Source organism: Phytoactinopolyspora limicola, assembly GCF_011320225.1.
GTDB lineage: Bacteria > Actinomycetota > Actinomycetes > Jiangellales > Jiangellaceae > Phytoactinopolyspora > Phytoactinopolyspora limicola.
Map to the genome: position 1 here is coordinate 100424 of NZ_JAAOEN010000013.1, position 21245 is coordinate 121668.

The window sequence follows — 21245 nt, forward strand, 5'->3', positions numbered from 1 at the left end:
CATGCGTATACGCCCGACATCGACGGTCGCCGCGGTCGCCGCGCTGGCCTTGTTGACGGCTGCCTGCGGATCGGACGACGGGGAGTCGGCACTCGAAGAAGCCACCGCCGACAACCCGATCGAGATCACCATGTACTACCCGATCGCGGTGGGTGGTCCGCTCCAGGAGGTCGTCGACGGCTTGATCGACGACTTCATGGCCGAGAACCCCGAGATCGCTGTCCAGGCCGTCTACAGCGGCAACTACGACGAGACGATGGTGTCCGTCCAGACCGCCGTAGACGGTGGCGACGCGCCCGTCACCTCCGTGCTGTTGTCCACCGAGATGTTCCAGCTGATCGACGACGACATGATCGTCCCGTTCGACGACGTCGTGACCAACGACGACGAACGCGAGTGGCTGGACTCCTTCTACGACGCGTTCATGGCCAACAGCCGTGACCACGAGGGCCGCACCTGGGGTATCCCGTTCCAGCGGTCCACGATCGTGCAGTACTGGAACAAGGACCTGTTCGAGGAAGCCGGGCTCGACCCCGACCATGCCCCGCAGACGTGGGACGAACTCGTCGAGATCGCTCAGCAGGTCCAGCAGGAGACCGGTGCCCGCTGGGGTGTCCAGATCCCGTCGTCGGGCTTCCCGTACTGGCTGTTCCAGGCGCTCACGACGCAGAACGACGTCGAGATCGTCAGCGCGGACGGCACCGAGGTGTACTTCGACCAGCCCGCGGTCGTGGAGGCCCTCGAGTTCTGGCTGTCGCTCTCCGCCGACCACGGCGTCCACCCGTCGGGCATCGTCGACTGGGGCACCACCCCGGAGGACTTCCTTCAGGGGCAGACCGCGATGATCTGGACGACCACCGGCAACCTGACCAACGTGCGAGACAACGCCACCTTCGACTTCGGCGTGGACATGCTGCCGGAGGGGGTCCGGCGCGGATCGCCCACCGGAGGCGGCAACTTCTTCCTGTTCGCCGACGCGTCCGAGGCCGAGCAGGTGGCCGCGATGCGGCTGATCCGCTACCTCACCCAGCCGGAGCAGGCCGCCGAGTGGGGTATCGCCACCGGGTATGTCGCCCCGCTGCCGGAGGCGTGGGAGACCGCGGCGATGGAGGAGTACGTCAGTGGGTTCCCAGAGGCCGCCGTCGCCCGGGACCAGCTCGACTACGCGGTGCGTGAGCTGTCCACCTACGCCCGCGGGCAGATCTACGAAATCCTCAACGACGCTCTGCAGGGTGCCATCGTCGGCGATATGACACCGGAGGAGGCCATGCGGCACGCACAGGAACAGGCCGACAACGTCCTCGGCGTCTACCAGAACTAGAGGCCCGTCACCAGTGGAAAGAGAACACGACAGTCCGACGGCGACGGCCGGGCGACGGCATCCTGACGAGGTCGCGCAGCACGACCAGCCCGCCTTCGCCGGGCCGCGGCAAGGTCCGCTGCATCATCTGCGGAGGATCCCCAACCCGGTGTTCGCCTGGTTGCTGATGGTGCCGGCGCTGGTGTTCCTCGGCGGATTCACCGTCTTCCCCGCCGGCAGCGCCTTGTGGAACAGCCTGCAGGAACCCGGCCTCGACGGCGGCGTCGGCACCGCGTACTACGAGCAGATGCTCGGCGACGCTGTGTTCCGGCGCAGCCTGATCAACAACTTGCTGTTCTCCTTCATCACCGTCCCGGTCAGCATCGCGGTGGCGATGCTGATGGCGGTGCTGGTGAACCGGAAGATCCGCGGCCGCGGGCTGCTTCGCCTGGCGTATTTCACCCCGGCGATGCTGCCCGTGGTCGCGGCCGCGGCGATCTGGTTGTTCTTCTACCAACCCAACTTCGGCGTCCTCAACACCATCGCGCGCTGGCTCGGTTTCGAGGGCCAGAACTGGCTGGGTAGTCCGAGCACGGTGCTGCCTGCGCTGATGGTGATGATGATCTGGCACCAGGCCGGTTTCTTCATGCTCTTCTACCTGGCCGGCCTGCAGCTCATCCCACCGGAGCTCGACGAGGCCAGCCAGCTCGAAGGCGCCGGGCGTTGGTATCACTTCCGGCGGGTCACGTTCCCCCTGTTGATGCCGACCACGCTGTTCGCGTCGATCGTCGGGCTGGCCAACAGCTTCAAGCAGGTCGACTTCATCTTCGTGATGACGCAGGGCGGGCCCAACAACGCGAGCAACATGCTGCTGTATTACATCTGGCAGACGACGTTCCCGCAGCGCAGACCCGAGTACGCGGCGGCGATCACGATCGTGCTCGTGCTCATCCTCATCGTCCTCGCGCTCATCCAGATCCGCTTGTTCGAGCGCAGAATCCACTACCGGTAGGCGAGAAGATGATCCGGACCTCGCGGTTGCCCCGTATCTCCGACAAGATCGAAGTCGGCATGGCCTGGCTGCTCGGCTTCTTGTGGATCGCCCCGCTCGTCTACGTCTTCTGGGCGGCGTTCCGGGAGCCCGCGGTGGCGCTCACCCTCAACCCGTTCCAAGGATGGACACTCGACAACATCGAGTCGGTGTGGAACTCCGCGCCCTTCGACCGGTACTTCCAGAACACGGTCTTGCTGGTCACCGGACTGGCCACCACACAGTTGGTGCTGGGGATCCTGGCCGCCTACGCGCTGGCGCGGTACAACTTCCCGGGCCGCGACATCCTGTTCGCGTTCGTTCTCCTCCAGCTGATGATCTTCCCGGAGATCCTGCTGACGGAGAACTTCCGCCTGGTGTCGAACCTGGGGTTGCAGGACACCATCCCCGGCATCGCCATCCCCTACGCGGCCAGCGCGTTCTGCATCTTCCTCATGCGCCAGCAGTTCAAGGCCGTACCGAAGGAACTGGTGGAAGCGGCCGAGATCGAAGGCGCATCTCGGCTGGAGACGTTGTGGAAGGTCTACCTGCCACTAGCCCGGCCGACGATCGTGGCGTTCGGCCTGGTGTCGGTCAGCTTCCACTGGAACAACTTCCTATGGCCGCTGGTCATCACCCGCTCCCCTGAATCACGTCCGGTCACCGTCGGAATCGTCCGGTTCCTCTCCCCCGAGACCGGCATCGACTTCACGTCGCTCACCGCCGGCACGGTCATCGTCGTCACCCCGCTACTAGCGCTGTTCCTGCTGACGCAGCGTCAGTTCATCCAGAGCTTCATGCGCTCTGGGATCAAGTAACCCGACCGCCACCACTTGGGAGGCAACTCACGATGGGTTCGTTGACAGCATCGAGGACGCTGGGGCGCGGCCTGGCGGTCGCCCTCGCGGTGATCGTCACCAGTGCGTCCGCGTATTTCGCGGCGGGAGCCAGCCCGGATCGAGCGACGGAGAAACCGAGCAAACGTGGAGATACGTCGTCGGGCGAGATCCTCATCGCCGCGCACCGCGGCTCGTCGGCGATGGCGCCACCCAACACCCTCCCCGCGTTCTCGCTCGGGATAGTGCAGGACGCCGACCTGATCGAGTTCGACCTACACCTCACCGCCGACGACGAGATCGTGCTCGTCCACGACACCGTCCTGGACACCACCACCAATGTCCGCGAGGTCTACCCCGACCGCGCACCTTGGCGGATCCGCGACTTCACGCTGGAGGAGATCAAGCAGCTCGACGCCGGGGCCAGCTTCAACCCGCGGTTCGCCGGAGAGCAGGTTCCGACGCTGCGCGAGGCCATCGAGTTGATCAAACACCGGGCCGGAGTCCAGCTGGACGTCAAGTCTCCGCATCTGTACCCGGGGATATCCGAGCGCATCATGGAAGAGCTCGAGGCGGTGCCCGGCTACCTTCCGGCGGCGCTTCAGCGGGGCTCGATCCAGGTCCTGGCGTTCGACCGGGAGTGGCTGTTCGACGACTTCGGTCAGGTGGCGCCGGACGGCATCACCCTGGTTCCGATGTGGGGCGCCGGGAGTGTCCCGAGCCGGGACGCCCTGGAAGCGGCGCGCGAGTACACCGACTGGATGATCACCGCCTTCGACAACGTAGCCAACCACCCCCGGCTCCGCGACGACCTCCACGACCTCGGCTTCAGCTTCGGCCTGTACACCCTCAACGATGCCGAGCGGATGTACGACGCCTACGACTACGGCGCGGCGGCGATCGCCACCGACTACCCGACCACACTGCGCGAGCTCATCGACCACGGGTTGCTCGGCATGGAGTTCGAGCCCCCGGTGGACGACCGCGAAGACATCGTGTTCGAGTCCGGCCACTACCGCGTCGTCATCACCACGTCGCCCGACACCAGAATCGAACAGCTCGGCTTCGACCCGGCCGGGCAGGGGCAGTACCGCGAGGTCCTGAACCACACCACCCGTGGCACCGTCCCGTTCGTCGGCATCGGCCAATTCAGCCCGGTGCTACCGGTCGGTGAACCCGAGGAGATCGTCCTTTCCGACGACGGCCGGGATCTCGCCCTGCGTGGTATCCCGATGCTCGGCGAGCCGATCGCGGTGGACTGGACGTTCCGGTTCGAGGACGAATGGTTCGACCACGAGATGACGTGGACCGTCGACGGCGCGACGTCGGAGCCGGTGTACCAGGTCGGATGGGGTATCGACGCCGGACTGACGCGGCTCGGTGACAACGACGTCCTCGACCGCGAACGCGGCCATGCGCGGCCATTCTCCGACTGGTCGGTCAACTGGGACGACAACCTCACCGTCGTGGCCGCCTACGAGAACGGCTCGGCCTGGGCCGAGGACAACGTCTTCTTCTCCACCGCACACAACTTCGTTGCCTGGACACCACTCTGGGAGAGCGGTGGCCGCGACTGGGCGGTCGGAGAGTACGACGGCGGCCGGTGGCGGATCGGCGCTAGCGGCACCGGCGGCGACGAGGCGTACGCCAACCAGCTGCATGCCGACCTCAACAACTAACCCGCCCTCTCCCACCCCCACCTCCCACCTCCCACCTCCCGGTGATCATTGGCTTTTAGCTACCGAATTCGGTAGCTAAAAGCCAATGATCACCGGGAGGTGGGAGGTGGTGGGCCGGTCGAGCCACGAACCGCGAGCCCAACCGGCTCGGCGTGGTCGGACTCGTCGGCCTGCCGGAGCCGTGCGACGATGGCCCGGCCGAGCGCCCGACCGTCCATGGCGATCGTCGTCAGAGGCGGATCGAGCAGTTCAGCCGTGGGAAGGTCGTCGTGGCCGACGATGCTGACGTCGCGGCCGACGACGAGGCCACATGCACGTGCGGCAAGGTAGACACCGTGGGCGGTGTAGTCCGAGTTGGTGATCACCGCGGTGGGTGCGTCGGGCGCCGACAGGAGAGCCGTCGTCCGTTCGATCACCGCGGCCAGGTTCAGCTGAGTGGCCACCGGGCGCGGCGGGATACCCAGCTCCGCGCAGATCACCATCAACTCGGCGAGGCGGTCGTGGTCGGCCATCAACTCCGGCGGTGCGGTCAGGAAGGCGATGTCTCGATGTCCGAGCCCCACCAGATGCTCGACGGCCAGGCGCACCGCGCGGCGGGCATCCGGGCCGACCCGGATCACGTTGTCGACGCCTTCGGCGGTGGCGTACAGCACGACGGTCGGGGCGCCGGGGCGCAGCTGATGCCACAACTCCACCGACTCCCCCGGGCCGACGGGGGCGATGGCCAGCCCGTCGACCCGATGCGCCGCGAAGCGTTCGACGTGCTGGCGTTCCCGGTCGAACGAGTAGTCGGCATCGGCGACCAGCACCGTCGTCTCCGACTCGATAGCCGCTTCCTGCGCCCCGGCGATGACGTCCAGGAAGATCGGGTTACCCAGGTTGCGGACCAACAGGCCGAACGAGTTGCTGAGCCCGGTGCGCAGCGCCCGCGCGTACGGGTTGCCGCGGTAGCCCAGCTCGGCGGCCACGGCGAGGATCCGCCGGCGGGTCTCCTCCCCGACTCCGCTCCGGCCGTTGAGCGCGAAGCTGGCCAAGGTCGGCGAGACACCCGCCGCCTGGGCGACGTCCTTGATGCTCGGCGGACGTGTCATCGGTCCCCCCACGTCGGAAGCATCTCACCCTTCCCCTGCCACGGCCCAGTTGGCAAGAGCCTGTCCTTCCACCGGGTACCCGGTCTTACGAAACTCGTCCGCCGGCCGGGTCTCCGGGTGTGGGCGGAACAGGCTCTTACATCGATTTAGTATTGCACGGAATCAGCGTCTCCGAGGCGTTGAGCGGAGGCGTCACCAGCCTTGCCTCGAGGGTCTGGCAGGACCAACTCGACGTTGCGGTCCACAGCCGCTCCCCCCGCGTCGGCACCACCCACGCTGATCGGGCTGTTGGCCGCGAGTTCCCGGTGCCACGACGCGAGGTCGTCCGGCGTGGTGATGGCCCCGGGTGCGAGCGGCGCCGAATGGTCGACGACGGTGCACACCAGCGACAACGTCTCGTCGCCGTTCTCGACGATCTCCAGCAGCCGGAGCTGCACCGGCCACTCCATGACCGACGCCGTCGTGATCTCCCAGAAGCCGCCACCAGCACCCGGCCAGGCCCGGACGTGGTGGCGGTGAGTATGTCCGCTGATCCAGGCCAGCACGTTCGGATAGGTACCCAGCACAGCCGCCAGCTCGTCGCCGAGCACCCGCCGGCCGCTGTCCGGCTGCCCCGCCGGCACCGGTACGTCGTTGGTCATGCTGGTGCGCGGATGATGCGACGCGACCAGCACCAGCCGTTCGTCGTCGCCGCCGTGCACCTCGCCGAGCCGCGCCTTCAGCCAGCTGAGCTGACGCTCGTCGATGCTGCCCTCGAAATGCCCACCGGGGTTGGTGGTGTCGAGGACGATGATCCGCACGCCCGGGATGTCGTCGTAGGCGTAATAGGCCGTGCCGTCGGCGAGGTTCTGCTCGGTGAATCCGTGGCCACGCGGGAAGCCGCCGTCGGCGAAATGTGCCCGCACGAACTCCATCCGCTCGATGGGGCGTCGCTCGTCGCTTGGCTGAACCAGGCGGGTCTGGCCGGCGAAGACGTCCAGCGGGTCGGTGACGAAGTCGGCCACCGGGCCGGGCGGCAGTGCGAACATCTTGCGATCGCCGGTCATGATCTTCGCCAGCTCCGGTGTCGCGCGGGTCCGGCCCTGGAGCAGCCCGTCGTGATTGCCGTGGCAGGTCAGCCAGGGGATCTCCAGGCCGGCCGCCGTGAACGGCCGCAACCCCGCCTCGATCAGCCCGGCGACCTCGGGGAATCCATACGCCGCCGCCCACGCCGACTCGGGGTGCGCTGGATCCCACGCCCACTCCACGCTGCCATCCTGTACACCCTCATACGTCGGGCCACCGGAATCCATCGACACCGGGCCACCGGACAGCAGCCGCAGGAACGCCTGTGCCTCGTTCCACTGCATGTTGTCGATGTTGTCGCCCGTGGTCAGCGCGGCGTCGAGCCGGGCGCCGGTCAGTGGGCTCACCTGGACCCTGTTGAGCGTACGCACCAAAGCGTCGGTGGCGTGCGCGGCCAGCAGCTCCTGCGGCCGCCAGGCCGGAACGAGCCTGCTACTACCCGGCCGGTCCGGATACCCATGCGCCACCTCAAGCCGCGCGGGGGCCTGAATGTCGGCGAGCTGCACGTCAGTCAGGTGCGCGATGTAGGCGAGGCTGCGTCCCGGTGTGGTGGACCGACGACGGGCCAGGTCCTCCCGGGTCACGTGGGCCTCGCCCGAGGCGTAACTCAAGGACCGATAGTCCTGAACCGTGCCGGCCCGCTGGACGGCGCCTCGCTGGATGGTGCGATCGACGGTGGAGGGGACAGAGTCGGAATGCGGCACGCGCTACTCTCCTTCTTGCCGGCGGAGGTGATGGTCGAGGCACCCCTGCCGCCCGGCGCCGGGGGTACGCGAACCGCACCTTACCGGCGAAAGACCCGCCGCCACCAGGGTTGGCGCTGGTCACCCTGCTCCACGTGCGGTTCCTCGACGGCCTTCTGAGTGGCAGCCTCGGCGGCAGCACGGTCGGCCCGCCACCGCTGCACCACCGGGTCCGCGTCGACCATGGCGATGGCGAGCTGCGGCCCCGACGGATTGCGCCAGTAATCCTTGACCTGCTCGTTGAGTTCGGCGACGGCTTGCCGGACCTGCTCTTCGGTGCGCATCTTCCGCACCGTGTCGGGCAGCCCGTCGATCTGCTTACGCAGCCGCACCCCCGGTGGCAGCACCGCCTCGGTGGACAGCCCTTCACGCTCCAGCTTCTGCCGGATCCACCACATCTCATCATGCGACTTGCCCAGATCAGGCAGCGGCTTGCCCGTACCCGGGAGGTCGTCGAACTCGCCGCGTTCTTCGGCTTCGCGGATCTGGCGATCGATCCACGACTCGAAGCTGAGACCGGCCGGTTTGCGTTCCGTCATGGGCCACCTCGTGCGTCAACCGTCTTTCCAGGGTAACGACGGGCCCCACGCCCCTGCGATCCGGGTTGGCCCGCTCCGAGCCCCCCGGCCAGCACGCCTCGGCGACGCTCGTCCCCACATTCCGATTGCCCAGAGGTACTTCCTGGCTTCTGATGACGCATGGGTCCGATCTTCCGGACGGCATCCGGCATAGAAAACCAGCAAGACGCGCGCACACAACGGACACGCAGACCTACAACCGTCCCAGACACCTTGGGCTCGGGTGATCCGTCAGCATTCGGCCAGTTGTGGCATCTCCGCGAGCCAGCCGAGCATCGCGACCTCCCCCAGCGGCGTGTCGGCCTCGACGGGGTAACGGGTCACGACACCGTCGATCTCGGCAGCACCAAGCGTCGTGTCGGACAACAACGTCTTGGCGTCGTCTGGGACCGAAGCCGTGCCACCACCGAGTACCCGCAGCTCGGCCTCGCCGCCGACCCGCACCAGGGCCTGACCGGCACCACACGTTCCCGGGTCCTCGTCCGGCTGAGCGACGGCGCTCAACCCCCACGCGTCGTCGACGTCGTCGAGAAGTGCCTGCAACGCGGCCGAGGCGCCGTCTCCGGAGCCGGGCAGGTCAAGCGCCTCGACCGAACGGCCGAGCACAAGCTGCCCGTCGTCGACGGCTACCGCGGGAAAACCCCCGGCCCCAGCTCTGGGGTCGGTCCCTTCGGGAAGGAACCAACGGCTGTCTCCCTGCGGCTCGAACCCGGCGTCGGCATACACAGCGGTGAGCTGTTCGGGGTCCTGGTTGGTCGTGATCATCACCACGCCGTCGACCGGCAGGCCCACGACGGTGTCGATCGGGCCGATCTCGACGGCTTCCAGATGAACGTTGTCGAACGCCACGTTCATCGGCGGGATCGCCGACGCCAACTCCGCGGCCAGCACGAGCCGCGGGTCGGAGGTGCCGTCGGCGCCGGCGCGGACCTCGCGGAGCAGCCCGAGTTCGTCGGCGTCGATGTCGTAGCTCTCCCGCATCACCGCGGCATCCACCACCATCAGATAGGTGACCTCCCGCGGGAGCCCGTCGAGGACATCGTCGACGCCGCCGGATCCTCCCCCACCACACGCCGCAAGCAACGCCAGGACGCCAACAAGACCGAGTCCACCTGGCACAACACGTCTTGGCACGCGGCCATCGTATGGGCGGTCCCCGCGGCGCAAGGTGCGCTAGCCACCCAGGTCAGCCAACGTTCACCCGATCTTCGCCGGCGTTCACCGCGACGTCGGGCGGGGCGCTGGCTACTTGCTGGCTTCTAATGACGGATGCGGGCCGATTTCGGGGTGTTATCCGTCATTAGAAGCCAGGAAGCGGCCCGCGTCGGCGAGCCAGACCCTTCACGATGAGGTCACCCGCCCTCGATGGTGGGGTAGGTGGCCGTTGCCGTCCACGTCCCCGGTTCAACGGCGGGCACCGTGACCGGAAAGCCGAGCTGGGGCCGCCCCAGGAAGGTGACTCCGCCGTGATTGGCCTGGAGCGTGTCGCCAATCTTGGACAGAGCGAGCATGAGGGCTTGCACCGAGTCCACGCCGACGGCGAACGACGTCACGCTGGCGGCGTCGTCCGGTTCCTCGATCCGGTACGGGCACACATGATCACCACTTGTGCCGTCCATCGGGCGTGGCTCGCCGATCAGTACCCGCACTTCGCGCCCGTGCCGCTCGAGTACTCGCTGCGCGATGACGCGCTCAAGACCAACCTCCATCGGCGGACTCCTTCCGAGACACCGTCAGTATGACTCGCCGACGGTTGTCTGGGTGGAGTCGTGCGCGGGGGCGTGTGCGTAGTTGTAGGCGCGGACCCAGACGGTGTGCTCGCCGGGGTCGACGCGACCAGTTGCGGTGAGCCGGCCGGTGTCGGGGTCGTAGTTGTGGTCGATGCGCTGATCCCCGACCTCAACCGTGATCCGCGCCGGATCGATACCGGAGACGTCGTCGGCCAGGGTCGCCTCCACGGTGACCTCGCCGTCGGAGGTGGTAGCGGTGAGGTCGTCGATGAGCGGAGCGAGCGGGATCGGCTCGCCTGGCTGGTCGGCGGCGAGCTGGATACGTGAGACCGACGGGGTGGTGGGCTGGTCGTCACCGATGGCAGCGTCGAAGACGAGGGGGTAGTCGACACCGGGAGTGACGTCCGGCCCGGCAGTTACGGTGAACGGAAGCTCGACGTGTCCGTGCGCCGGAACGGTGACGCTCTGTACACCGCCGTCCACCGTCCAGCCCGCGAACGCCTGCGCGGCGACCGTTACCTCGTGGTCGGCGTCGTCGAAGTTGTAGACGTCCAGCGTCATCTCGGTGGTCTCGTCGGCCAGCCGGTATCCGAACGGTGGCGGTTCCGGGGCGGCGTCGGCGAATCGCTGGTTGAGGACGATCCGATCGGCGGCGCTCAGCGGCTCGCGACCAGCATCCTCGCCGGTCTCCCCTGGCTCGGCCACGGATGCGTCGGCGTCGGAGACGACGTAGCGCACGTCCGGCGTAGCGGTTACCGTCACCGAGCCGTCGTCCACCGCAACCGTGTCGGTGTGTTCACCCATGATGGTGTAGATGTCGACGGCGTCGCCGGCCACCGGCACGTCCGCTTCCGTCTCCGACTCGGCCCACAACACGGTGACCTGCTGGCCGGCGGTGGTGAACACGTGCCCGGTGACACCCTCGGGCAGGCCGTTGACCGCGTGCACGTATCGGGCCTCCCCCAGGAGGGACGCCATCGCCGCGTGGGCGCTGTACGCCGGCCACGGCTGGAAGTCGCGGCTCACCAGGCCGAAGCAGGCGTAGTCGCCGGCACAGTACGGCGCTCCGGAGAACCAGAAGTGTTTGTCGGTCCCGGCGGCCAGTGAGTCGACGGTGGACCGCACCAGCATGCGGGCCTGATCGCGCTGCTGGGCGGGTGTCAGTTCCTCCGGCTGCGGCACGTCCGACGGCTCCACCATCATGAAGGCTCCGGCTTCGGTCATCCACATCTCGGTCTCTGCGCCGTAGAGGCGTCGTAGGTCCTGATTGACCCATGGTTCGGTAGGTAGCGGCGACTCGCTCGGGCCGGCGACGTGATCCCAGCCGTGATCCGCGTAGCCGTGGTAGGCCCAGATATCGGCATACCGGACGACGCCGTTCTGGAGCATGACGTCCTGGAAAACACCGGGAAAGGCGATCCCGGTGAGCGAGACGAGGGGCGGGTCGTCGACGTCGGCAGCGCCCAGAGCGGCCGCCTTGAGATACGCGGCGTGCTGGTCACCGGTGGTCCGGCTGAACGTCGCCTGGAGAACGTCGACATCGGGTTCGTTCCACAACTCCAGGGCGTCGCCGCCGATCCCGTCGGTCTGGCCGGCTAGGTAGTTGCCGAGACGATACGCGTCGCGCAGGTCGGCCGGGAGCGGATACGAGTCTGACGTCATCGCCCAGCTCGGCGATTCGGCATTGCCGCCCATGTACCACAACGCGCCCAGGGTGCGCAGGCCGTGCTCGCGGAAGGTCGCCGCCACCCGGTCGAGGTAGCGGGTATCGTACTCGCCGCGCTCCGGCTCGGTGAGCGGCCAGGAGATCTCCTCGCGGGTGTAGCCGACACCGGCGTCGCGCAAGGCCTCGGCGAAGATGTCGAGCTTCGACGACGGCACTAGCCACGGCGTGTTGGTGGTGACCGCGAACTTCCCGTCCGCGCCGACGGGTTCCTGGTCGGGCAGCCGCGCGAAATGCCCCACGACAACGTCGTCGGGAGAATCTGCCAGGTGAGCGACGACGCGGTAGCTGCCCGGTGGCAACTCGGGTACGTCGACACTGGCCGTGTCCTCACCCGTCGGCACGGTCACCGCACCGGTGTCGACCTGTGCGTCGAAGAAGTCAGTGATGCTGTACTCGACCCGCACGTCCGTCGTGGCTCGGCCATTAAGGCGCAGATTTAGCGGATCCGCGTCAACGCCGCGGTAGACGCCGATGGTGGTGTCGGGTGCCCCCAGGTGGACGGCAGCTAGGGCGACGTCGGTTGGTGTCAGGGTGAACTCGTCGAGGAAGAACCGGTACCGGGGTGGCGATGGGTCACCTGGAGGGTCGTCCTGTTGGGGCGACGCGTTGACGCGTAGTTCGTCGACCATGAACGTGACGGTGTTGGCCCCTGCGTCCAGTTCGACGTCGCCGACATGGACGTGTGCCAGCGAGCCCCACGCCGCCGGGGTGTAGAGAGGGCTACTCCAGTAGGGCTCCGACTTGGCCACCTGGGTGAACTGATCACCGTTGACGGAGAGGTTGACGTAGGAACCGCCGAAGGGCGTTCCACCGTCCATCGCCGGCGGTGTCACCACGGCGTCGAGCCGGTACAACCCGTCCGCGGGTACCTCCACGTCGTAGGTGGCGAACCAGCCACCGGCGGGCAGGTCGTCGGTGGTATCCAGCGCCAGATACTCCCCCTGAGCCGCGTCCTCGCCGGAAGCAGTTGGGATGTTCGTCTCGGCGGCATGTTCCCCTTGGACCGTCACGGCGCCGGCGTCTTCTCCGGGTGCAGCGTCGTCATCGGTGCCCGTGCAGGCGACGACGGCCGCCGGAATGAGAGCGAGGGCCAGGTATCCGAGCCTGCGTGAGGTCGTCGACATGGGCCGGTTGATCTTGATTGCGGAATGGTGGGCGTCGAGGGTCACGAGCATCTCCTGGAACCTGGAAGAGCCACCGACACATCGGTGCGGTAGGCGTGGTTGCACGCTATGCGGCCGGCCGCGTGCCGCACGTCGACCAGATGGCTAGGCGTTCACTAACCGACGACCATTTCCGGCTGGCCACGGGGCCATGTGCCGGCTGCCTCAGGGGCAGGCGTGTCCGACGAAGGGGCCTGGAGGCTCACCGGGAGGTAAGAACCGGAGCGGGGGTTTCCGCGGGCACACGTCGAGCGAGCCAGGACAGCTGGTGCCCCCGGATGTCCAGCCGGAATAGGTGGACCCCGAGCGCGCTCACCCAGATGCTGGCGACGATGGCGATGGTCCGCTGGATGACGCCGACCCACTCGGGTAGCAGGTCCGAGGTCATCAGCGTGAACAGCACGAGCGTGAGGACTCCGCTGATGCTCGACGGAAGCCGCAGGTACCGCCAGGCGTCATGGCGACGGACACCACGCGAGATCAACAGCTGCGCGATGCCGGCCAGAACGAACGTCAACCCGGCAGCGACGTCGTGAACGGCGTGGTATCCCGATACCTCACCCATACTCACCCGCACCGAGCAGGATGGCAGCTGGACGCCGCAGTCGTGGCGCATCATGCCGACGACGACTACCCCGAGGCCGCTGAGCAGCACGGCGAACGATGCGATCCGGCCCATGCGGTCTTCGAGCACGGCGAACAGCCCGGCGCCCAGCGACATGACACCCACCCCGAACGCCACCATGGCGGTAATCATGATCCACGGGTTGGCGGCGTCGACGGCGGCGAGTGAGCTGATGTAGTCGCTGCGGGGGTCGTAGCGGTCCTGGATAGCTCCGGCGACGAGCCAGCCGGTGGTGAAGACCAGTGCCCCGACGATGGACGGCGCGGCCAGCCACGCGAACAGCTTCCGCCGACGGGACCACTCGGCCAGCCATGCGACCATGAAGACGCGCTCACCCCGCTCGTTGGGACCTCGCCGGCTCCGGGCGATGGGTGACCGGCGCGGCGCTGAATGGACGACAATTACCCCGCAGCCTAATGTCACAAACCAATAACGGCTAGATCACATCTCGTTATTTTCGGCCGACGCTGAGTCAACGCCAAGGTGAACCCTCAGGACGCGCCCTAGACCACTGGTCACCAGGGTGGGGCGGACCACCCGGGCACTAGACGTGACGTCCCTCACAGCGAACCGGCGGAGGTCGGGTTCACATGTGACACACGAGGGGGCGACGTTGGGACGAGGGCATACCGCCACCCTTCGCCGCGGAGTGTGGAGCCCCCGTCCGGCGCTTCGCGGTTAGTGGTCGACCGCCTGGTAAACAGCGGCCCAGAGGTCGGCCCACATCGGCAGCCGCTGATCGCCCGCATGCGACCGCTGCATCATAAAGATCGTCGTCATCTGCTCGGCGGGATCGTTATACCAGGCGGTACCGTACTTTCCCGGCCACCCGTAGCTCCCGGCCGAGGGGCCGACGTCCGTGCGGCGGCCGAGGACCGACATTCCAAAACCCCACCCCATGGTGTCGAAGTATCCAGGCCAGAATCCGGACACCGCCTTCTGCGCCGGGGTCAGGTGATCACTGGTCATCAACGCCACCGACTGCCGCGAGAGCACCCGCTCACCGTCCTAAGAACCACCCGCGAGCAAGGCCAACGCGAAGGCGAGGTAATCGTTGGCGGTCGACACGAGTCCACTGCCGCCTGCCTCGAACACCGGTGGTCGGCTCCATTGCCCGTCGGGACCATCTTCGACGACGGGTTCACCGGTGGGCGCGTTGTCACGCTGGTACGCCGTCGACATCCGGCCGATGCTCTCGCTATCCACGCTGAATGCGGTGTCCTTCATCCCGAGTGGACCGCAGATTCGCTCCCGCAAGGCATCTCCGAGGGACCTACCCGTGGCCCGGGCGATCAGAACACCCGTCACGTCGGCGGCGGTGTCATACATCCAGCGCTCACCAGGCTGGTGGACGAGCGGAAGCGAGCCGAGCCGCCCGATCCACTCGTCCGGAGACGGTTGGTCCAGCGCGTCGAGAGCGTCGCCGATCGGGACCGTTCCCGGCTCAGCCAGGACCATGCCGGTACCAAGGGTAAAGGTGAGTAGATCCCGCAACGTGATCGAGCGATGTGCCGGAACGGTGTTTTCGAGCGGCCCGTTGGGGTCGGCGAGCACGGTCATGTCCGCTAGCTCAGGAAGGAGATCGTCGACGGGGTCATCGAGACGGAGAGTGCCATCGTCGACGAGCGTCATCGCACATGCGGCGGTGATCGGCTTCGTCATCGAGGTCATGCGACAGATCGTGTCGCCCGTCATCGGCATATTCGATCCTGCGCCGCCGAAGGCGAGAGTGCCCGTTGCTTCGATGTGCACCTCGCCGTGGCGGGCAAGGACAGCCACCATACCTGGAGCAAACCCGGCGTCGACGTGGTGATCGAGCAGCTCACGCACGCGTGACAACCGTTTCGGCGAGAAGCCACCTGTCGTCACCCAACGCCTCCTCACCACGTCCGCCGGCAGATTACACCGAGCGATCACCCGCCCGGCAGGGCGAACAGACTAGCGTGCCCCCGGAGGGGTTGCGCCTCCCGACCGGACGGCTCGCTGAATGTATCGGCGAATGAGGACGATCACCGCGCAGGCAGCCACGGTGGCGAGCGTGAGCACAGCGGCGAGTTCTTTCCAGAACTCGCCGACACCGTATCCCCACCACTCGTACCGCAGCGCGATGTAAGACATCGGGACCAGAACGACCGGCACAACGAGCATCGGCCATCGCGGCCAGATCAGCGCGGCAAGCAGAGACAGCAGGATCGCCGCCATGATTCCGATCATGCCGCCCACCCACTCCTTCAACGTCTCGGCGGATGAGGCGCCCGCACCGCACGACCGTTGAGGCGGATGCGCCGCCGAACTGGCATAGAACGATCACGCTCCTGTCGGCATTATCCGTGCAGGCAGCTCTGTCCAGCAAGAGCGCGCGAGCACCACCAGCATCCGGTGAGACGGCAGCCCGGACGACGGCGGTTACGGCGACCGCGGTAGGACAACAGCACCCAGGACCACGACATCAGCGGTGCGGGCACCCGCCGCGTGCGCGCACCCGACCGCGATGATCGAGGTCGGCGCTCGGAGTAAGAGATCGTCTCCCGGCGCCACGCAGCCGGCCAGCAGTCACAAGCCTCCTTGTGGCTCCGCCCGCCCGGGCACGCGCTTCCTTACTGTCGCCAGGGCAACAACAAGCCTCCTTATGCCGAGATTGGGACGGCAGCAAGGTTCCTTGTGGTCCCGTGGGCCCTGCCCCCGGGGCACAAGGAGGCTTATGGCCGGATAACCGTCGCCATGCTCGCCAGCGAGGCGGTAGCCCCGCCTTGGCGGCAGCCACAAGGAGGCTTACGCCCCAGGTCACCACCACAATAAGGAAGCTCACTGCTGCCCTGGCGACAGCAAGGAAGCTTATGCCCCACGCACGGCAGCCATAAGGAGGCTTGTGGCTGCTTGAGTGGCGGGGCGGGGTCAGGGGGCGGGGTAGGAGACGGGGTTAGGAGAGGGCAGGCGGGGCGGGCCGGGGCAGGGTCAGGGCCGGCGTGGGTGGCGGGCCGACCGGGCCAGCGAAGTGGCAGGCGGCCCATTGCCCGTCGCCCATCGGCCGGAGTGCGGGCTCTTCCTGGGCGCAGACCTCCTCGGCCTTCCAGCACCGCGTCCGGAACCGGCAGCCGGAGGGTGGGCGGACCGGGCTGGGAACATCACCGGTGAGGACCTTGCGGCGCCGTTCGGTCTCGACGTGTGGGTCCGGGATCGGCACCGCCGACAACAACGCCTGCGTGTAGGGGTGCCGCGGCCGCTCGTACACCGCGTCGCCGCCCACCTCGACGATCTTGCCGAGGTACATCACCGCCACGCGGGTCGATAGGTGCCGCACGACGGCGAGGTCGTGGGCGATGAACAGGTAGGTGAGGCCGAAGCGCTCTTGCAAGCTCTCGAGCAGGTTGATGGTCTGCGCCTGGACCGAGACGTCCAGCGCGGACACCGGCTCGTCGGCGACGATGAACTCCGGCTCCAGCACCAGCGCCCGTGCGATACCGATCCGCTGCCGCTGCCCACCGGAGAATTCGTGCGGATATCGTTCCTCCCACGCCGGGCTGAGCCCGACCGTCTCCAGCAGCTCAGCCACCGTTCGGCGGCGGCTGCGCCAGTCGCCCACCCCGTGGACCAGCATCGGCTCGGCGATGGATTCCCCCACCGTCATCCGCGGGTTCAGCGACGCGTAGGGGTCCTGGAACACCATCTGCATGCGGCTGCGCATCCGGCGCAACTCGGCGCGGGACAACGTGGTCAGCTCGGTGCCGTCGAATCGCACCGACCCGGCGGTGGGCCGCTGCAACTGCAAGATGGCCCGGCCGGTGGTCGACTTGCCGCAGCCGGACTCGCCGACCAGGCCGAGTGTCTCCCCGCGTGGGATATCGAGGTCGACGCCAGCGACGGCGTTGAGCAGGCTGCGCCGCCACCGCGCGGGGCCGGCCTCGCGGACCCGGAAGGCGACCTCCAGGCCCCGGACCGACACCAACGGCGCGACCCCGGTGTCTGGTGCGTCCGGGTTTTCGACCACCGCTGGCTCAGGCATGGTGCACCTCGTTCTGCTCACGATTCTGCTCGCGTAGCGCGGCTCGCCAGGACTGTCCGCGCAGCCAGCCGCCGTCGCCGGGTTCACGCATCCCCCAGCAGCGAGCCTCCTGGATGCGGCCGTCCGCTGCCGGGACACTCACAAGCGCCGGTGGCTCCTCCAGGCAGACGTCGCGCCGGAACGCACAGCGGGGCGCGAAGCGACAGCCGGGTGGCGGCTCGGCGAGGTTCGGCGGGTAGCCGTCGATGGGCCGCAGCTTGCCCTGTCGGGGCTGGTCCAGCCGGGGCACCGAACCGAGCAGCCCCCAGGTGTACGGCATCCGCGGGGTGTCGAAGAGGTCGACGGTGGTGGCCCGTTCCACGATCTGGCCGCCGTACATGACGTTGACCCGCTCGGCCATCCCCGCGACGACGCCGAGGTCGTGGGTGATGAAGATGACCGCCGTCCCGAGCTCACGGGTCAGCCGCTTGAGCAGTTCGAGGATCTGCGCCTGGATGGTGACGTCGAGTGCGGTGGTGATTTCGTCGGCGAGGATCAGGCTGGGGTCACACGACAGCGCCATCGCGATCATCACCCGCTGGCGCATGCCGCCGGAGAACTGATGCGGGTAGGACCGCAGCCGGGTGGCCGGTGCTGGAATACCCACCATGTCGAGGAGGTCGACGGCCCGCGCCCGGGCGGCGGCGCCGCGCAGCCCGAGGTGCACCTTGAGCGACTCGGTGATTTGCCGCCCGATCGGCAGGACCGGATTGAGCGACGTCATAGGGTCCTGCGGCACGAGGGAAATGCCGCCGCCCCGGATGCTACGCAACTCCCGCGCCGGCATGGTGAGGATGTCGCGCCCTTTGAACATCACCTGGCCACCGACGATCTCGCCCCCTGGTGTAGGCACCAGGCGCATGATCGACTGTGCGGTGACGGACTTGCCGCAACCCGATTCACCGACGAGTGCCAGCATCTCGCCTTCGTCGACGTGGAAACTCACACCGTCGACGGCTTGCACGATGCCCGCACGGGACCGGAACTGGGTCCGTAGGTCGTGCACCTCCAGCAGGGCCACGGCACCCCCAACGGGTTCGGCGAACTGACCAGGTTCAGAGCTACGTGTTCCGTAAATCCGGAGTCTTGCATATCCGAAGCTCGTCGTCTAGGGTCTGCTAAGCAACGAGATACGATGTTGAGCGAGTTGATATCGCACAATTCGTTCACTTCGCATCTTTCACATCGCATCACTCAACGAGGAGTACGTTTCGGTGTCGGGCAGCTCGCAATACAAGGACCGGCTCATCATCCTGGAGCTGCTCCGTGATGCCCGGCAAAGCAACGTCGCCCTGGCCAAGAAGGTGGGCCTCTCCGAAGGCGCGGTCCGCCGCCGCATCGAGAAGCTGGTGGAGTCCGGCCGCCTCATCTTCACCGTGGTGCCGGACGCCGCGTACATGGGTCGCAACGTGCACGCGATGATCCGGATCCAGAGTGCACCCGGCGCTACCGAGCGGCTGGTCGACGAGCTGGTGTCCATGCACGAGCTGAGCTACGTCTACCACTGCACCGGCCAGTTCGACATCACCGTCGTCGGCTTCTTCAAGTCCAACGACGAACTCCGCGAGTTCACCACCGGAAAGCTGGGCAAGACGGACGGGATCGTCGAGATCCGCACGGTCATCACGCTACGGGTGGCCAAGCGCTTCCACGAATGGTCCCTCGACAACATCATGGACGATCTCGACAGCGACGACGAGTAGTGCTACTGCGCCGCGTGGGACATCCCACGCAGGGCATTAGATCGGCGCACCGGCGGTGCGCTTCTCATCACCCGAGGAGCAGCCATGATCCGAGCCGTAGGCTTCCGCCTCGCGTCGGTGGTGCCTGTGCTCCTGGGGATCTCGGTCATCTCGTTCTTCCTAATCCGGCTCGTCCCCGGCGACGTCGTCAGCTCCATCCTCGGCCAGGACTACGGCGATCCTGAGCTGGAAGCCTCCATGCGGGAGTACTTCGGCCTCGACCGACCCGTCCACGAGCAATTCGGCAGCTGGTTCACCTCGTTGATCCAAGGGGACCTAGGCCATTCCATGCGCACCGGCCGGCCGGTGACCGAGGAGATCCTCGACCGATTCCCGCAGACACTCGAGCTGGCGCTGGCCGCACTCCTGGTGTCGGTAGCCATCTCCATCCCGCTCGGGGTTATCTCCGCCACCCGTCGCAACGGCGTACTGGACACCGGCTCCCGCCTGATATCGCTGATCGGGCTGTCGCTGCCGAACTTCTGGCTGGGCATCCTCCTGGTCCTGGTCTTCTCCGTACACCTCTCCTGGCTGCCGTCCGGTGGTTACACGCCCTTCGCGTTCAGCTGGGATCACTTCAAGTACCTGCTACTGCCGGCGGTGACCCTCGGGACGAGCCTCGCGGCCGTCACCATGCGGATGACCCGCTCCGCGCTGCTCGAAGTCCTGAACCAGGAGTACGTCCGCACGGCCCGGTCGAAAGGTCTCCGAGAGATCGTCGTCATCAACCGGCACGCGCTGCGCAACGCACTCATCCCGGTGGTCACCGTCATCGGCATCCAGACCGGCGCGCTGCTCGGCGGGACCGTCGTCATCGAGCAGGTGTTCTCCTGGCCGGGCCTCGGCACCCTGGTGATCCGCGCCATCAGCCAACGCGACTATCCGCTGGTTCAAGGCACCATCCTGTTCCTCGCGGTGTTCTACGTCGTGGTGAACCTCATCGTCGACCTGATCTATCTCTATCTGGATCCGAGGTTGAGACACGATGCCTAGCCAGCCAACCGTGGACGAACCTACCGGCGCCGTGCGCCAGTGGCTGCGCGGGCGAGCCCGGATGCCGCTGCTGCGCACGCTGCGCCATGACCGCATCGGGATCGCCGGGGCCGTCATCGTCGCCACCATCATCGGCGCCGCCGCACTCGCACCGTGGCTGGCGCCCTACGACCCCACAGCCATGTCCAGCCATCGACTGGCCGCACCCGGGGGTATCTTCCCGCTCGGTTCCGACGAGGCCGGCCGTGACCTGTTGAGCCGCGTGCTCTACGGTGCGCGCACGTCCATCCAGGTCAGCGTCGTCGTCGTGACGCTGGCCAGCCTGATCGGGGTGACACTCGGGCTGCTGGCCGGCTTCTACCGTGGAGTCCTCGACGGCGTCATCATGCGGATCATGGACATGATCTTCGCCTTCCCCACCCTGCTCCTGGCGCTGGCCGTGGTAGCCGCGCTCGGGCCGGACACCCGCAACTTGATCATCGCGTTGACGGTGGTGTTCGTGCCCAGCTTCGCCCGGGTGACCCGCGGCGCGGTGCTGTCCATCAGCAAGGAGCCGTACGTGGAAGCGGCCCGCTCGGCCGGACTACGCGACCGGCGGATCATCCTGAAGTACATCCTGCCCAACTCCATGGCACCAATCGCGGTCCAGTTCACCATCAGCCTCGCCTACGCGATCCTGGTCGAAGCCTCCCTCGGCTACCTGGGGCTCGGTGTGCCGCCCCCGGCCCCGTCCTGGGGGTCCATGTTGTCCACCGGCAAGGCGTTCATGGAGATCTCGGTGTGGCCATCGCTGGTGCCAGGCATCTGCATCATGATCACAGTTCTCGGATTCAATCTGCTCGGTGACGCGCTACGCGATTCCCTCGACCCGCGGCTCCGGTCGAGGGTGATGCGCTGACGTC

Annotated in this window: 19 protein-coding genes; 7 read left to right on the forward strand and 12 right to left on the reverse strand. The window is 67.2% G+C overall.

Annotated elements, in window-relative coordinates; translation table 11 throughout:
- Position 1: 1 nt before the first annotated feature.
- From G8760_RS23230 to G8760_RS23245, 4 genes are read left to right on the forward strand one after another with little or no spacing between them, the layout of a single operon-like run.
- Positions 2 to 1321: an ABC transporter substrate-binding protein gene (locus G8760_RS23230; protein WP_166355221.1), complete on the forward strand. Its 1320-nt coding sequence runs from the start codon at positions 2 to 4 to the stop codon at positions 1319 to 1321.
- 13 nt (positions 1322 to 1334) lie between these two features.
- Positions 1335 to 2312 carry a carbohydrate ABC transporter permease gene (locus tag G8760_RS23235; RefSeq protein ID WP_207782643.1) on the forward strand — a complete coding sequence of 326 codons (978 nt, stop codon included), beginning with the start codon at positions 1335 to 1337 and terminating at the stop codon, positions 2310 to 2312.
- Positions 2313 to 2320: 8 nt separating this feature from the next.
- On the forward strand, positions 2321 to 3148 hold the full coding sequence (locus tag G8760_RS23240; RefSeq protein WP_207782644.1) for a carbohydrate ABC transporter permease: 828 nt from the start codon (positions 2321 to 2323) through the stop codon (positions 3146 to 3148).
- A 41-nt stretch (positions 3149 to 3189) separates the two neighbouring features.
- On the forward strand, positions 3190 to 4845 hold the full coding sequence (locus G8760_RS23245) for a glycerophosphodiester phosphodiesterase (RefSeq protein WP_166355222.1): 1656 nt from the start codon (positions 3190 to 3192) through the stop codon (positions 4843 to 4845).
- A gap of 89 nt (positions 4846 to 4934) precedes the next feature.
- Here G8760_RS23245 and G8760_RS23250 read toward each other — a convergent pair whose 3' ends face one another.
- The 12 genes from G8760_RS23250 to G8760_RS23300 form a co-directional block, all read right to left on the reverse strand.
- Positions 4935 to 5936: a LacI family DNA-binding transcriptional regulator gene (locus tag G8760_RS23250; RefSeq protein WP_166355223.1), complete on the reverse strand. Its 1002-nt coding sequence runs from the start codon at positions 5934 to 5936 to the stop codon at positions 4935 to 4937.
- A 146-nt stretch (positions 5937 to 6082) separates the two neighbouring features.
- The gene (locus G8760_RS23255) at positions 6083 to 7705 is read right to left on the reverse strand and encodes a TIGR03767 family metallophosphoesterase (RefSeq protein WP_166355224.1); all 1623 of its coding nucleotides are present in this window, start codon (positions 7703 to 7705) and stop codon (positions 6083 to 6085) included.
- Positions 7706 to 7785: 80 nt separating this feature from the next.
- A complete protein-coding gene (locus G8760_RS23260) occupies positions 7786 to 8283 on the reverse strand; it encodes a DnaJ family domain-containing protein (RefSeq protein WP_166355225.1) in 498 nt (165 codons plus the stop codon).
- A gap of 270 nt (positions 8284 to 8553) precedes the next feature.
- Complete coding sequence (locus G8760_RS23265; RefSeq protein ID WP_166355226.1) at positions 8554 to 9456, reverse strand: hypothetical protein; 903 nt, start codon at positions 9454 to 9456, stop codon at positions 8554 to 8556.
- Positions 9457 to 9674: 218 nt separating this feature from the next.
- On the reverse strand, positions 9675 to 10031 hold the full coding sequence (locus G8760_RS23270; protein ID WP_166355227.1) for a DUF6968 family protein: 357 nt from the start codon (positions 10029 to 10031) through the stop codon (positions 9675 to 9677).
- Positions 10032 to 10055: 24 nt separating this feature from the next.
- Entirely contained in the window at positions 10056 to 12947 is a 2892-nt protein-coding gene (locus tag G8760_RS23275; RefSeq protein ID WP_166355228.1) for a carbohydrate-binding protein, read from the reverse strand.
- 196 nt (positions 12948 to 13143) lie between these two features.
- Complete coding sequence (locus G8760_RS23280) at positions 13144 to 13887, reverse strand: DUF998 domain-containing protein (RefSeq protein ID WP_166355229.1); 744 nt, start codon at positions 13885 to 13887, stop codon at positions 13144 to 13146.
- A 357-nt stretch (positions 13888 to 14244) separates the two neighbouring features.
- Positions 14245 to 14562: a serine hydrolase family protein gene (locus tag G8760_RS30975; RefSeq protein WP_207782645.1), complete on the reverse strand. Its 318-nt coding sequence runs from the start codon at positions 14560 to 14562 to the stop codon at positions 14245 to 14247.
- Positions 14563 to 14574: 12 nt separating this feature from the next.
- Positions 14575 to 15435 (reverse strand): serine hydrolase, encoded by an 861-nt coding sequence (locus tag G8760_RS23285; protein ID WP_207782646.1) that lies wholly within the window; start codon positions 15433 to 15435, stop codon positions 14575 to 14577.
- A gap of 69 nt (positions 15436 to 15504) precedes the next feature.
- The gene (locus G8760_RS23290; protein ID WP_166355230.1) at positions 15505 to 15780 is read right to left on the reverse strand and encodes a hypothetical protein; all 276 of its coding nucleotides are present in this window, start codon (positions 15778 to 15780) and stop codon (positions 15505 to 15507) included.
- 706 nt (positions 15781 to 16486) lie between these two features.
- Positions 16487 to 17569, reverse strand: a complete 1083-nt coding sequence (locus G8760_RS23295) for an ABC transporter ATP-binding protein (protein ID WP_166355231.1) — start codon at positions 17567 to 17569, stop codon at positions 16487 to 16489.
- Positions 17562 to 18629 carry an ABC transporter ATP-binding protein gene (locus G8760_RS23300; RefSeq protein WP_207782647.1) on the reverse strand — a complete coding sequence of 356 codons (1068 nt, stop codon included), beginning with the start codon at positions 18627 to 18629 and terminating at the stop codon, positions 17562 to 17564. The genes G8760_RS23295 and G8760_RS23300 overlap by 8 nt, the downstream gene beginning before the upstream one ends.
- 193 nt (positions 18630 to 18822) lie before the next feature.
- Here G8760_RS23300 and G8760_RS23305 point away from each other — a divergent pair, with 193 nt between their 5' ends.
- The 3 genes from G8760_RS23305 to G8760_RS23315 all read left to right on the forward strand — a co-directional run bounded on the left by G8760_RS23305 (position 18823) and on the right by G8760_RS23315 (position 21241).
- Entirely contained in the window at positions 18823 to 19311 is a 489-nt protein-coding gene (locus G8760_RS23305) for an Lrp/AsnC family transcriptional regulator (protein WP_166355232.1), read from the forward strand.
- Between the two features lie 84 nt (positions 19312 to 19395).
- Complete coding sequence (gene nikB / locus G8760_RS23310) at positions 19396 to 20343, forward strand: nickel ABC transporter permease (RefSeq protein WP_166355233.1); 948 nt, start codon at positions 19396 to 19398, stop codon at positions 20341 to 20343.
- On the forward strand, positions 20336 to 21241 hold the full coding sequence (locus tag G8760_RS23315) for an ABC transporter permease (RefSeq protein ID WP_207782648.1): 906 nt from the start codon (positions 20336 to 20338) through the stop codon (positions 21239 to 21241). Before nikB ends, G8760_RS23315 begins: the two co-directional genes overlap by 8 nt.
- The last annotated feature ends 4 nt before the right edge of the window (positions 21242 to 21245 follow it).